Annotated in this window: 10 protein-coding genes; 1 reads left to right on the top strand and 9 read right to left on the bottom strand. The window is 70.9% G+C overall.

Annotated elements, in window-relative coordinates; genetic code table 11:
* Positions 1-24 precede the first annotated feature (24 nt).
* From GTZ93_RS05710 to GTZ93_RS05740, 7 genes are all read right to left on the bottom strand, one after another.
* On the bottom strand, positions 25-651 hold the full coding sequence (locus GTZ93_RS05710) for a hypothetical protein (protein WP_126932818.1): 627 nt from the start codon (positions 649-651) through the stop codon (positions 25-27).
* Positions 652-677: 26 nt separating this feature from the next.
* A complete protein-coding gene (locus GTZ93_RS05715) occupies positions 678-1781 on the bottom strand; it encodes a PilW family protein (protein WP_257979152.1) in 1104 nt (367 codons plus the stop codon).
* Between the two features lie 8 nt (positions 1782-1789).
* Entirely contained in the window at positions 1790-2389 is a 600-nt protein-coding gene (locus GTZ93_RS05720) for a type IV pilus modification PilV family protein (RefSeq protein ID WP_139918099.1), read from the bottom strand.
* Positions 2386-6627 carry a pilus assembly protein gene (locus GTZ93_RS05725; RefSeq protein WP_139918101.1) on the bottom strand — a complete coding sequence of 1414 codons (4242 nt, stop codon included), beginning with the start codon at positions 6625-6627 and terminating at the stop codon, positions 2386-2388. Before GTZ93_RS05725 ends, GTZ93_RS05720 begins: the two co-directional genes overlap by 4 nt.
* 206 nt (positions 6628-6833) lie before the next feature.
* Positions 6834-7226: a peptide chain release factor-like protein gene (locus GTZ93_RS05730; RefSeq protein WP_120598980.1), complete on the bottom strand. Its 393-nt coding sequence runs from the start codon at positions 7224-7226 to the stop codon at positions 6834-6836.
* A gap of 84 nt (positions 7227-7310) precedes the next feature.
* Positions 7311-8021 (bottom strand): COG1470 family protein, encoded by a 711-nt coding sequence (locus tag GTZ93_RS05735; protein WP_121753726.1) that lies wholly within the window; start codon positions 8019-8021, stop codon positions 7311-7313.
* Between the two features lie 84 nt (positions 8022-8105).
* Entirely contained in the window at positions 8106-9005 is a 900-nt protein-coding gene (locus tag GTZ93_RS05740) for a histone deacetylase family protein (protein ID WP_139918103.1), read from the bottom strand.
* A gap of 129 nt (positions 9006-9134) precedes the next feature.
* Here GTZ93_RS05740 and GTZ93_RS05745 point away from each other — a divergent pair, with 129 nt between their 5' ends.
* The gene (locus GTZ93_RS05745) at positions 9135-10436 is read left to right on the top strand and encodes a vWA domain-containing protein (protein ID WP_139918105.1); all 1302 of its coding nucleotides are present in this window, start codon (positions 9135-9137) and stop codon (positions 10434-10436) included.
* Between the two features lie 42 nt (positions 10437-10478).
* On the opposite strand, the gene GTZ93_RS05750 is transcribed toward GTZ93_RS05745, so the two are convergent.
* Both GTZ93_RS05750 and GTZ93_RS05755 read right to left on the bottom strand, forming a co-directional pair.
* On the bottom strand, positions 10479-12143 hold the full coding sequence (locus tag GTZ93_RS05750) for a hypothetical protein (RefSeq protein ID WP_139918107.1): 1665 nt from the start codon (positions 12141-12143) through the stop codon (positions 10479-10481).
* The gene (locus tag GTZ93_RS05755) at positions 12140-12973 is read right to left on the bottom strand and encodes an ABC transporter ATP-binding protein (protein ID WP_139918109.1); all 834 of its coding nucleotides are present in this window, start codon (positions 12971-12973) and stop codon (positions 12140-12142) included. The genes GTZ93_RS05750 and GTZ93_RS05755 overlap by 4 nt, the downstream gene beginning before the upstream one ends.
* Positions 12974-12981 lie beyond the last annotated feature (8 nt).

Below are 12981 nucleotides of genomic sequence, written 5' to 3' on the forward strand. Positions count from 1 at the left end.
AGCTTCTCACGCCCCGCGGACGGCTCAATGGTTGAGGTTGCCGGAGCCCGTGCCGCCCGCCGTCTGCGCCGTGTAGGCGTGGCCGCCGCCGTTGTACTGGAGGATGCCCTCCACGGCGAGCGCGCTGGGGTCCTGCTGGTTGTTGCCACCCCGGCGCGGAATCAGCGTCTCGCTGATGCAGATGGCGCCCACCACCACCTGTTGATCATTGTCGCGGTTCCACTCCGGGGCGAGCGGTTTGAACTCGTCCTCGTTGTCCCGGATGTAGAGGTACACGTCGTCCTTGCCGTCGCCGTCCAGGTCCGCGAACAGCGCGGGGTTGACCGTCTTGATGGCCGCGCGGCCGGCGGCGGTGCGCGGGTTGGCGGGCGCGGTGTTGGTGGGCGAGGCGATGGGGTCGTAGGCGTCCGGCGTGCTCAGGAAGGTGTTCCACTGGGCGTAGTTGCGGCCGAAGTAGCCGCGCGCCAGTTGCAGGCCGCTCTCCGCGCAGCCCTGACGCTGGCCCGCGCGGCTGGACGTCACGGCGCGCGTGCGCTCGCTGCTGGCGTAGGACATCACGCCCGCCACCAGGCCCAGGAGCACGGTGACGAGCAGCACGACGAGCAGCAGCGTGGCGCCGCGGGGGGAACGGGACGAAGCGCGTGGGGACATGGCGGAGGGCCTCACGGAGGATGGACTCACAGGCTGGCGGCGGCCAGGTTGGGCAGCTCCGCCCGGCGGGAGAAGAGGCTGCGGAAGTATCCGTCCGCGGGGGCCGCGGGCGGGGTGTGGTTCTCCACCGCGATGGGCAGGTCGTCGGTCAGGACGTCCTTGTTCTGCGTGTCGCGCCGGGGCGAGCGGCCGGTGGCCACCACGCTGATGCGCACCGAGCGCAGGCCCGGCGTGTACTCGGGCCTGAGGCCGTTCTGGAAGTCGTAGCGGGTGGGGTCGCCCGTGTTGGTGGCGTCGATGCCGAACGTCACCTGGAAGTCCTCCACGTAGTCCTGCACCACCACCGGGTCGGCCATGTCCACGAAGGGGCGCCCGGACACGTCGCTGCCGGGGATTCCCTCCGCGCGCATCAACGCCTTGCGGCCGTTGTTCGCGTTCGTGCCGATGAAGAAGTGCAAGAGCCGCACGGGGTACACCAGGTCGCCCTTCTGGAAGCCGCCCTTGTGGGGCGCGTTGGAGAAGCCCGACACGCCGGCCTCCAGGAAGTTCACCGTGGCCGTGGGCGGGCTGCTCGTCACCGACGTCTGGGTGAGCAGCGCGGCGCTCTTCATGTTGCTGGCCACCAGCATGGGATTGGCGGGCGCGGTGCCGGAGAGCGTGCCCGCGCAGTTGACCTCCAGGGCGCCGGTGCCCGGCTTCACCACCGTCATCGCCGCGCCCGGCGCGCAGTCGCGGCCCAGGTAGTTGCGGTCCGGCACCACCAGCCACAGGTCGTCGCTGCCGTTCGTGCTTGGCGCGTTGCCGGTCGTGGTGGCGGCGAGCACGCCCGTGCCCGCGCCGTCCCCGCCGAAGACGGAGTTGATGCGCAGGGGCGTGCCGCCGGACACCACCCAGAGGCCCTCGGACATGCCCGCGCCGGCCTGGCGCACCGCAGACAGCAGCGTCTCGCCCGCGAGCCGCGCGTGGTCGTGGCTGTCCGCCACGTGCTCCGTGTTGTGCACCACGCGCCCGCCCGCCAGCAGCAGCGCCGTGGCCGCCGCCAGGACGATGGCGGTGAGCGTCGCCGCCACCATCGTCTCCAGCAGCGTCATGCCGCGTGCATTGGTCCGAAGCTTCGTCCGGAACTTCAACCGGCTCCTCATTGGACGAAGACCTCGCTGTGCACGATGGCGCGGTCCAGGCTGTCGCCCTTGCGGTACGCGCGCGTCCAGAAGGTGAAGGGCAGGGCTCCGGCGGGCACCATCGCCTGGGCCGCGGGCGGCAGGTCCCTGGGCAGCCCCTGCGTCACCAGGACCTCGCGGCAGTAGACGTCTCGGGGCAGCACCGTGTCCGGGGTGACGGTGGTGCAGGGCGTGCCGGCGGGCACGTCCAGCGCGGGCTCCACCTGGCCCGTGGGGCGCACGCGGAAGTAGGCGCCGGTGCCGATGTCGCCCGTCTGCGGCGTGCTGGGGTCCAGCACCCAGGGCGCCGTGGCCAGCGCCACGTCCGCGGGGAAGAGCGCGGGCCGGGGGATGGCCTGGTTGGCCAGCTCCATCTTGGACGCGAGCCACAGCCGCTGCACGCGCGCCTCCAGCAGCATGCGCCGGCCCTGGAGCACCTGGCCGTCCTTCACGTCGCGGGTGGCGGCCACCATGCCCATCACCGCGCCCACGGCGGCCAGCGCCAGGACGCACGTGGCGATGAGCACCTCCAACAGGCTGCTGCCGCGCCGGGCGGCGGAAGAGGGAAGGGCTCTCATTCGAGGAACCTCTGGCTCCAGTTGAGGAGCTGGTAGAGCACGCCGTTGTTGCCGTCCACGGAGTCCTTCGCGTTGGGGCTGGAGGCTCCGGTGTTGGTCGCGTTGTCGATGCGCGTGACGCGCAGGGCGCTCACCTCCGCGCCCACCACGAAGTCCGTGGACGCGCCGCCGCTGTCGCGGTGGTAGACGGCCACGCCGCCATAGTTGGCCAGCGTCGCGCCACTCATGGGCTGGATGCCCGCCTGCGTGGTCGCTGTATTGCCCAGGTCGATGCTGTAGGTGTGGCCGCCAACGGACGCGCTCAACAGCATGGGGTCGTTCACGGACTCCTCCGCGGTGCTGAAGTACGCGGTGCGCCCGGCGATGGTGATGTTGCCGTAGACGTGCTCGGGCGCCGGGAAGATGAGCGGGAAGGGCGCGGGTTCCTGGAGCACGCCGAAGGTGTTCGCCTCCGTGTGGGCCAGGTTCGCGTTGATGGGCGAGCCGTCCAGCCGATAGCCGTCCGTGCCCAGGGGCAGCCGGAGGCCCGCGTCCAGGAGCAGCGCGTGGAAGCGGCCACCCACCGTGTCCGGCACCCAGTCCATGCCGGCGGTGCCCACCAGGGCCACCACCTTGCCCTTGTACTGGCTGAAGGCGGAGGCGTTCGCCGCGTCGAGCGGAATGCGCGCCAGGCCCACGTTGGTGCTGATGGGCTGGCTGGTGACGGGCAGCCCGCCAATGTTCATCGCCGTGTACTTGCAGGGCGCGGCTTCCGAGCACGCGGGGCCCATGCGCGCCACGTTGATGTTCACGCCGGTGGACGCGTCCAGCTCCCAGAGCTTGCCCTCCATGTCGCCCACGTAGAGGCGCGCGGCGCCGCTCGAGTCCTGCGACACGGTGGGCGCGGCGGGCGCGCTGTTGTCCACGCTGCTGGTATAGGCCTGCTGCCACTGCCACAGCTTCTGGCCGGTGGCCACGTCGATGGCGAACACCTGCACGCCCTTGGCGGGAGAGCCGGGCGAGCCCGGCACCGGCAGCGCGCCGGAGCTGCTGGAGGCGACGAAGACGGCGTACACGGGCTCCATGCCCAGCCGGCCCACGCCCACGGACAGCCCGCGCGAGCCACCCAGGCCGCTGTAGTCATAGAGGCCGCTCGGCTGACGGCCCGGGTCCGCGCGCGGCGGCAGCAGGAAGAGGCTCGAGTCCTCGTCCCAGGTGTACGTCCAGTCCATGCCGCCCTGGCCCTTGTCCGCCAGCGCCACCGCGGAGTTCGGCGCGCTGGAGGTGGCGTAGTGGCTGCCCACCAGGTGCCACAGCAGCACGGGCTTGAGCGGGTTGGTCACATCCAGCGCGAAGAGGTCGCGCCCCGTCTGGCCCACGTTGGCGACGAGCACGGTGTGCCATTCGCGGCGGCCGGTGCCCACGAAGTCCGCGAACACGTCGAAGACGGCGGGCGCGCTGTTCACCCGCGCGGTGTTGTTGCGCAGGCCCGCCAGCTGCGTGGCCGGCAGGAAGCTCCAGAGCTCCGTGCCCGGCGGGGGCGTGGTGCCGGAGCGGAAGCGCTGGGCGAAGTCCGTCTTGAAGCGCGCGCTCGCGTCCGGGTTGGGGAAGTTCAGGCTCTGCGCGGGGCCGTCATAGCGCGCGCCGCCGGAGACGTAGAACGCGTGCACCTGACCGTCCAGGCCCGCCGCGTAGGCCACCGTGGGGCGGGCGGCGGTGGTGTCCTGGATGAGCGGGCTGGCCGTCACCACCACGGGCGACGAGTGGATGAAGCCGCCCAGGTGCGCCTTGTTGTCCGCGTCCTCGTTGTTGCACTGGGTGACGGAGGGCTCGAGGATGGGCGTCTCGCCGGCGCCGTCGTTGCCGGACACCGTGGCGTAGCAGTAGCCGCGCACCCGCTGGAGCATCATCGCCACCGCGTTGAAGTCCACGCCCAGCTGCAGCTTGTTGATGACCTCGTTGGCGACGCCGAAGTCCGCCCCGGCCAGCTGCGGCGAGTACTGCGTCGCCTGCTGCAGGTCGCAGACGCCGTCTGGGCCCTTCACGAAGTCGTAGCGGAAGCCGCCGTCGCGCGCCGTGGCGCGGCCGAGCTTCAGCTCGTCCACGCAGCCGGTGTTGGGGACCGAGCCGTAGTTGCGGTTGATGCGCGTGCCGGAGACCTCCTCCGGCTTCCAGCCCACCTGCATCACCCCGTGCGGCGCGGTGCGGCCGGCGGCCAGCGTCGGGTTCACCGTCACCTCGCCGCCGAAGTAGGTGAAGAGGTTGCGGTCGCCGGGCGCGGGCAGGCGCGCGTCCGCGTTCCACAGCGTTCCGTCAGACAGCGAGTTCTCCCCCGTGGACAGCGCATCCCCGCCAATGAGCGAGTGCGCGCGCAGCGTGCCCGGGTAGTAGGGGAACACCCAGTGCGAGCCCTGCGCGGGCGTGTACGTGTCCGCGCCGGGCGGGTAGCCCGTCACGGCGTTGTAGGAGGTCTTGAACAGCAGGGCGCGCGAGCCGTTGGTGTCGCTGCCGTTGGTGTCGTCCAGCGCGACGGGCGCGGACACGGTGCGCTCACTCTGCAGCGGTTCGTTTCCCAGGTTGAGCAGCGTGTTGAGCACGATGCGCGTGCCCGCGACGCTGTCCTTGAAGTCATGGCCCGCCAGATAGACGATGGTCGCCTTCTGCGGATCATTGTCCTTCTGGTTGAAGGAGAAGAAGTCGTTGCCGCGAAGGGCGTTCGCCGCCACGTGCGTGGGGTTGTCGTACTGGTTGCCCGCGGCGTAGTTCACCCAGCTCACCGCCAGCCGCCGCACGCCGTTCTTGAAGGTCGTCCGGTAGTTCTCCGTCTCGCCCGCCACGTTGTTGAAGCGGAAGTCACCCAGCTGGGAGAAGGGGTCGCCCGGGTTGGGGTAGATGATGCAGGCGGGCCGGGGCGAGGACTCGTTCATGTAGTCCGGGTCCGTGCAGTTGCGGCCGTCCCAGTTCTTGCCGCTGTTGCCCAGCTTGTTCTTCTCGAAGTTGACGTCGCCCTGGAAGCGCGTGGAAGGCACCAGCCCTCCGCCCACCTTGTCGGTGTGCTCGTAGGACCAGATGCTGGTGCACTCGGCGAAGAGGCCGTTGCCGCGCTGGTTGGTGAAGTGGGCGATGTTGTTGAGGACGTTCTCCGCCTGGTTGCCGGCGCCGTCGCCGTTGGACTGGTACGCGGGGCGGGTGCTGTCGCCAATCTGCCAGTGCGGCGCCCAGAACACGCGGTAGCGCGGGCGCTGGGTGACGGGATCCACGGCGTTGAGCAGGCCGTTGGGAAACGCCGTGGTGGAGATGAGGTCCGCGTTGGCGTGGAGCGCGTCGTAGATGAGGCCGGGCTGTCCGCCGTTGATGCTGCAGCCGCTGGTGGTGCCCTGCGGGCAGCCGCCCGCACCGGTGAAGTCCAGGCCCGCGTTGCGCAGGTAGTCGTCCAGCATGCCGCCCTTCACGAACGACGTGTCCACCGCGTTGTCGTCGTCCAGGTCCAGCAGGGCGATCTTCGGGGGCACGCGGTTCAACCGCCGGCCAATGGGCGCGTTGAACTCGATGGTGGCCTGGTGCATGCGCACGTAGAAGCAGCCGATGCCGTTGCTGAACGTGTTGCAGTTGCACGTCGTGCGGAACTTCTTCGGCGCGTCCGCCCCGGCGGAGGAGTTCAGGAAGTCGAGCGCGTTCTTCGCGTCCTTCGCGTCGATGATGAACGCGCCGCCCATGTACTGGACGTCTCGGAAGCCGCTGGCGGTGTTGAGCGTCGTGGCCGTGAAGTTCGGCCGCGCCTGGGTCGGGTTGGTGGTGAAGTTGTCGATGTTCGCTTCGGGGAACAGGCCGCTCGCGGGCAGCGCCTGCAGGGGCGGCACCGGCACGACGGGCGCCGCGTCCGCGCGGGAGATGTGGAAGTCGCAGCCGTCATTCCAGCTGGGGTCGTTCCACTGGCCGTTGTGCGGCAGGGGCGGCAGGTGCTTGTTGGTAGGCACGCAGCGGTTGGGGGACCGCTTCGTATCGTCGATGGCCAGGTACACCGTCACCGGGTGGTTGGCGTTGAAGCCGCCCGCCTCGTTGGACTGCAACAGGCGCCACACCAGGCCGTAGGCCGACAGGCTTCCACAGCCCTGCTGGAAGGTGGCCTGCTCCGGGATGATGAGCGCGCCCTGGCTGAAGGTGACGATGTCCGTCGCGGACGCCGGCAGCGCCGTCAGCAGCGCCAGGCCCAGCAGGATTCGCCGCGCCGCGGAAACTCTGGGGGAGATGGGGGCCAAGGGTTCACCGGGGGTTGGAGGCCAACTGACCCCCTCGGGGTCGGAGGTCACCCCTGGCCTGTGCACACCGTATGCCCCGGCGTGGGAGGGCTCCCGTGCGGGGGGAGCCTTGGAAAGAAACCGTGTGGCTGTGAGTGGGCGACCTCAGCGGCTACGCAAAGCTTGCGAGGTCCGCACGTCGTGCATAGCGGCGGAGGCCGGTTCGCCTAATCCGCGACCTTGCCGCCCCGGCCGGCCTTCTTCTCGGAGGTGCGCTTCTTGTCCTCCAGGCGCCGTCGCTTGGAGCCCAGGGTGGGGCGGGTGGCCTTGCGGACCTTGGGGACGAAGGTGAGGGCCTGCAGGCCGGCGCGCAGGCGGCGCACGGCGGCGTCCTTGTTCTGGGACTGGCTGCGGCGCTCGGTGGCGGTGACGGACAGCTCCGTGGGCGGGTGGGAGAGGCGCACGCCGCTGGCGGTGGTGTTGCGGTGCTGTCCGCCGGGTCCGGAGGCGATGAAGAACTCCACGTCGCAGACCTTCAGCAGGGCCTCGTCATCCAGGGAGAGGGCCTCCCGGGCGGCCTGGCGTCGAGCGGGTGCGATGGGGGTGGTCGGCGGCGTCATGGCGGTCCTCAAGTTAGCGCCGCGGAGACGCCGCCGGTACCCCGCGCCTGACACCGGGCGGCGCGGGGCGCCTTGAAGGCCTGCTCAGGTGTTGTTCAGGTTGAAGGTGAAGCCCGTCTTGGCGGCGCGCCCGCTCTCGTCGGTGGCCACGAACTTCACCACGTAGGGCAGGGCGGAGAGCGACCGGTCCGTGGTGACGCGCACCTGCGCGGTCGTCTCGCCCGGGGCCAGGGTGACGGGGTCGGCGCCCAGCCGCGTCGTGCCCGGGGTTTCCAGCGTGAGGGTGAGCGCGCCGGTGAAGCCCTCCGCGCGCGTCACCGTCACCGTCACCTGGGCGGACTGGCCGGGCGTCACGTTCACCTGGCGGGGCTCCACGGCGAGGGCGAAGTCCGGCTGGGGCTCGGGCGGCGCCAGGATGACCAGGGAGATGTTGCCCCGGGCGGTGACGTTGTTGGCCGGGTCTTCCGCGATGAGCTGCAGCGCGTTCACGCCGTAGCTCGTGACGCTGTTGGACACCGAGATGGTGGCGGTGGTGCTGACGATGGTCTCCCCCTCCGGCAGGGAGAACGCCGGGCCGAAGGTGACGCCCTCGGGCGAGATCGCCGCGCTCACGCGCACCTCACCCAGGTTGTCCGCGATGCGCTGGATGGCGATGTCATAGGGGACGGAGTCGCCGGGCGCGGCGGTGACGGTGTCCGCGCCTCCCCAATCCAGGTGGTAGTAGGGCGTGTTGCCGCCGCAGCCCAGAGCCAGCGCGCAGGCGAGGACGGCGAGACGGGGGAGGGAACGCGGCATGGGAGGGCTCCAGGGGTGGCGAAGCAGGGGTGAGCATGGGGCCGGGGCGCGAGGGCCCGCAAGCGTCCCCGGGGAAGGCGGGCGTCAGCGGAACAACGAACAGGCGGCGAGATAAGTCCCGACGTGGGCCTCCAGCGACGGCGCCAGCGGCCGCGCGTAGCCGCCGCCCAGCGTGAGCACCACGGGGAGTCCGCGTTCCTTCGCCGCGCGCATGACGCGCAGGTCTCGCTCGCGCAGCCCCGCGTGGGTGAGCGACAGCCGGCCCAGGGTGTCCTCCTCCAGCGGATCCACGCCGGCCTGGAAGAAGAGCAGGTCGGCGTGGGCGGACTCCAGGACGTGGGGCAGGTGCGCGTCGAGCGTGGCCAGGTACTCCGCGTCCCCCACGCCGTCCTCCAGCCCCAGGTCCAGGTGCGAGTCGTGCTTGCGGAAGGGGAAGTTGTGCTCGCCGTGCATGGAGAAGGTGAAGACGGACGGGTCGCCCGCGAAGGTGGCCGCGGTGCCGTTGCCCTGGTGCACGTCCAGGTCCACCACCACCGCGCGGCGGATGGTCCCTTCGGCCTGGAGCACGCGGATGGCCACGGCGATGTCGTTGAAGACACAGAAGCCCTCCCCGTGGTCCGGGAAGGCGTGGTGCGTGCCGCCGGCCAGGTTCGCGCCGAAGCCGTCCTCCAGTGCGGCGCGGGCGGCGGCCAGGGTTCCGCCCACGGACGCGCGCGCGTTGTCCACGAGCCTCAGGGACCAGGGGAAGCCCAGCCGCCGCAGCTCCGCGTCGGTGAGGTTTCCGCCGAAGAAGGCGTCCAGGTAGCGCGGGGTGTGGACGCGCTCCAGTTCGTCGCGTTCCGCGCGGGGGGCTTCATGGAAGACGGCGGGGGGGAGGATGCCGCGCTCGAGCAGGATTTCGCGCACCAGGCGGTACTTCTCCATGGGGAAGCGGTGCCCCTCGGGCAGGGGGACCAGGTACCGGTCGATGTGGAAGACGCGCACGGACCCGGGGCGTAACGCCCGTTCCGGAGGGGTGCAACCGGGGGCGTAGAACTTCCGGCGGGCCTGTCCGTTACAGGAGCAGGCGGCGCGAACGTGCCCGCCCCGCGCAGTCCCCAGGAGCCCACACCCATGAACCTGAAGCCCCTCTCGCGGGCCGTCCTGACGGCCGCGCTCGCCACCGGTCTGTCCGCCACCTCCGCCTGGGCCGTCACGCCCGCCAGCACTCCGGCCACCACCACCGCGAAGCCCGCGGCCGAGAAGCCCGCGACCGTCAAGCCCACGAAGCCCACGGACACGCCGGCCACCGGACCCCAGGCGCCCACGGGGCAGGGCGCGCAGGCCCAGGGCCAGGACGCGCAGGTCCAGCCGCAGGGAGCGCGGCCTGAAATCGAAGTGGCGTTCGTGCTGGATACGACGGGGTCGATGGGCGGCCTGCTGGAGGGCGCGAAGCAGAAGATCTTCTCCATCGCGTCGCGCATCGCGAAGGGCAAGCCCACGCCGCACCTGAAGGTGGCGCTGGTGGCGTACCGCGACCAGGGGGACGCGTACGTGACGAAGCGCTTCGACCTGAGCGACGACATGGACTCCATGTTCGCGGAGCTGCGCAAGCTGGACGCGAACGGGGGCGGGGACTTCCCCGAGCACGTGGGTCGCGGCCTGGGCGAAGCGGTGTCGCTGCTCAAGTGGAGCCAGGACCGCGAGGTGATGAAGGTCATCTTCCTGGTGGGCGACGCGCCCCCCGCCCAGCGCGAGGCCGCCTGGGACTTCAAGCTCTGGTCCAAGCGCGCGAAGGAGCGCCACATCGTGGTGAACACGGTGCGCTGCGGCGCGGACTCCTCCACCGAGGAGTCCTGGCGCTACGTGGCGAAGCTGACGGACGGCACCTTCGACTCCATCGACGCGGCGGGCGGCATGGTGGCGGTGGCCACGCCCTTTGACGCGGAGCTGTCGCGGGTGAACGCGGAGCTGGCGTCGAAGACGCTCTACGGTGGCCGCGCGGAGGCCCAGGCCGTGAACCGCGCCCGCGCGGAGGCGACCAAGGGCATGGCGGCGGAGGCCGTCGCGGACCGCATCAGCTACATGAAGACGAGCCGGGGTGTGGGCAAGAGCGCCGCCAGCGCCGGGGCGGTGAGCAGCGCGCCCACGGCCGTCGCGGGCGGCGTGGACCTGCTGGAGAAGCCGGCCGCGCTCGACACCCTCAAGGACGAGGAGCTGCCCCAGGAACTCAAGGGCCTCAAGAAGGAGGAGCAGGCCGCGAAGGTGAAGCAGCTGACCGCCGAGCGCAAGGCGCTGGAGGAGAAGGTCGCGAAGCTCGCCACCGAGCGCGACCAGTGGCTCACGAAGAACGCCCCCACCAAGGAGGACGCCTTCGACGCCAACGTGATGAAGAGCGTGAAGAAGCAGGCCGCGACGTTCGGCGTCACGTACTGAGTGACGTGTCGGGCGGGGCCCACCCAGGCCCCGCCCGCGCGGTCATTCGCGCGTCACCGCCCGGAGGACGATTTCCCGGCGTTGATCCAACAGCCGCATCGCCCAGGGCCGCGTCACCCGGTACACGCCGAAGTGGAGCACGGCGAACCCGAGGATGAAGACCACGGACTGCCAGCCCGGCCCGTCCTTCCCCGCGGCCCGCAGCGCATGGCCAAAGGGCATGCAGCCCACGCTGGCCGCGAAGATGCCCAGCATGGACGCGGTGAGGGGAATCCGGTCGCGCCGCTTGAGGCTCGCGTGGAACTTCACCGGGAAGTACAGCGACAGGAAGTTGCCCGCGGCCAGCAGCATGGGCACCACCGCCGCCACCGCGGCCATGGCGCACAGGAAGTCCACGAGCGTGCCCGAGCCGAAGTACACCCGGTAGAAGGCGCCCACCAGCACCGCCATCCCCAGCGCCGCCACGCCCTGCACCCGGTTCTTCGCGCGCAGCACGTCCGCCAGGTTCATGGGCGCCGCCAGGAACACCGCGAAGCCGTGCCCGTCGTACGCGAAGGTGTTCTGCGAGAACGTGGAGGCGATGACCACCGCGCCGTAGATGCTCAGGCCGCCCATCACCCACGCGTCCGCGCTGCCGCCCAGCAGGTACACGAAGAGATCCCTGCCGGAGAGCAGCTTCAGCAGGATGGCCAGGATGAAGGGCACCGCCGCCAGCAGCCGGGCGCGCGGGTTGTGCCACAGGTCCAGCACCTCGCGGCGCAGGAGCGTGTCGAAGCGCGAGCCCGTGGTGGCGAACGGGTCGCTGTCCTTCCCATCCCCCCGGTCGCCGCCGGAGCGGCCTCCCGCCTGCCGGTGGAAGCGCATCAAGAGCGCGTACGCCACGACCATGCCCATGGCGGTGAAGAACAGCAGCCCGAAGGCCTCCAGCATGGCGATGCCCACGCGCCCGTGCGCCAGCTGTCCCAGCCCGTCGCCGAAGAAGCCCGGGGGCACCTGGCTGAGCGCCACCGCCGCGTTGATGATGAGGCTCATGTCCAGCGCGCCCACGCCCGTCTCACCCACGCTGGTGAGCCACGACGTGTCGATGGGCGGGATGAACGACGCGGCGACAAGGAACGCCACCATGCCGCCACCCATGATGCGCGCGCTGTGCTTCGCCCTCAGCACGTTGATGACCGTGTACAGGCCCACCCGGCTCCACGCCGCGCAGAAGAGCGCGAACAGCACGTAGAGCACCGCCGCCAGCCACGGCGACGCCAGCCGGTGCCGCGACGCATAGCCCACCGCCGCGCCGGTGAGGGGCGCGTAGAACACCAGCGCGCGGGGCTCGAAGAGGCTCGCCACCGTGGAGCCCATCAGCAGCCGGAACGGCGAGATGGGGAACGCGGCGTAGCGCGACAGCTCGGAGTGGTCATCCACGCCCGCGGACAACAGCGGCCACGTCACCCACGTGGCGGCGGTGACGAAGCACAGCAGGTTGAGGATGAAGTACGGCCACACGTTGCTGTGCACGATGAGCGGCATCCGCATCAGCTTGAAGAAGCTCAGGCCCAGCAGCACGCCCGGCGCGCTGGAGCCCGCGAACGCGGCCACCGCGAGCAGGCGGCTCTTGCCCGGACCCTGGTTGAGGCCCAGGTGCAGGCGCAGGCCCCAGAGCAGCAGCAGGTGCTGGAAGAAGCCGGGGACCTTCGGACGCGGGCTGCTCACGCGGTCTCCCGGCGCAGCGGCACCACGTTCGCCGCGGGCTCGCCGTAGAACGACAGCTTCGCGTTGCGCGCGGCGGGCACGGCGATCAGCTTCTCGAACACCGCCTCCAGCGTGGACACGCCGTGGCGCTGGCGAAGCTGCTCCACCGGGCCCTGATCCAACATGCGCCCGCCCCGGATGACGCCCGCGTGCGTGGCCAACCGCTCGGCGATCTCCAGCACGTGCGTGGTCAGCAGCAGCGTCACGCCCCGGCGGGACAGTTCGCGCAGGAGTTCGCGGATGACGCCCGCGGCGAGCACGTCGATGCCCTCGAAGGGTTCATCCAGCAGCACCAGCTCCGGCGCGTGGATGAGCGCCGCGGCGATGGCGAGCCTGCGGCGCATGCCCTTGGAGTACTCCGCCACCAGCGCGCCCGCCTTGTACGTGAGCTCCGTCAGCTCCAGCAGCTCCACCGCGCGCGACGCGGCCTCCGCGCCATCCAGCCCGTACATGCGCGCGCAGAAGGTGAGGTACTGACGGCCGGTGAGGCGCTCGAAGAGGCTCAGCTCCTCCGGCACCACGCCCACGCGCTGCTTCACGTCCAGGGGCCTGGCCACGGCGTCCACGCCGAGCATGCGGATGGTGCCCTTGTCAGGCCCGTACACGCCGGTGAGCAACGCGATGGAGGTGGACTTGCCGGCGCCGTTGGGGCCGAGGAACGCGTAGAAGGCGCCCTTCGGAATCTGAAGCTCCAGGCCATCCAGCGCGGTGAAGGTGCCGAAGCGCTTGACGAGGCCGCGGGCGTCGATGGCCAGCTCGGAGCCGGCCGGTTCTGAAGAGGGGGGCGTCATGAAGGACG

This window comes from Corallococcus exiguus, from assembly GCF_009909105.1.
GTDB lineage: Bacteria > Myxococcota > Myxococcia > Myxococcales > Myxococcaceae > Corallococcus > Corallococcus exiguus.

Bases quoted from the DNA above. Each gene is read 5' to 3' on its own strand.
- GTZ93_RS05710 (WP_126932818.1), bottom strand. From the start codon at position 651: ATGTCCCCACGCGCTTCGTCCCGTTCCCCCCGCGGCGCCACGCTGCTG.
- GTZ93_RS05720 (WP_139918099.1), bottom strand. From the start codon at position 2,389: ATGAGAGCCCTTCCCTCTTCCGCCGCCCGGCGCGGCAGCAGCCTGTTG.
- GTZ93_RS05745 (WP_139918105.1), top strand. From the start codon at position 9,135: ATGAACCTGAAGCCCCTCTCGCGGGCCGTCCTGACGGCCGCGCTCGCC.
- GTZ93_RS05735 (WP_121753726.1), bottom strand. From the start codon at position 8,021: ATGCCGCGTTCCCTCCCCCGTCTCGCCGTCCTCGCCTGCGCGCTGGCT.
- GTZ93_RS05730 (WP_120598980.1), bottom strand. From the start codon at position 7,226: ATGACGCCGCCGACCACCCCCATCGCACCCGCTCGACGCCAGGCCGCC.
- GTZ93_RS05755 (WP_139918109.1), bottom strand. From the start codon at position 12,973: ATGACGCCCCCCTCTTCAGAACCGGCCGGCTCCGAGCTGGCCATCGAC.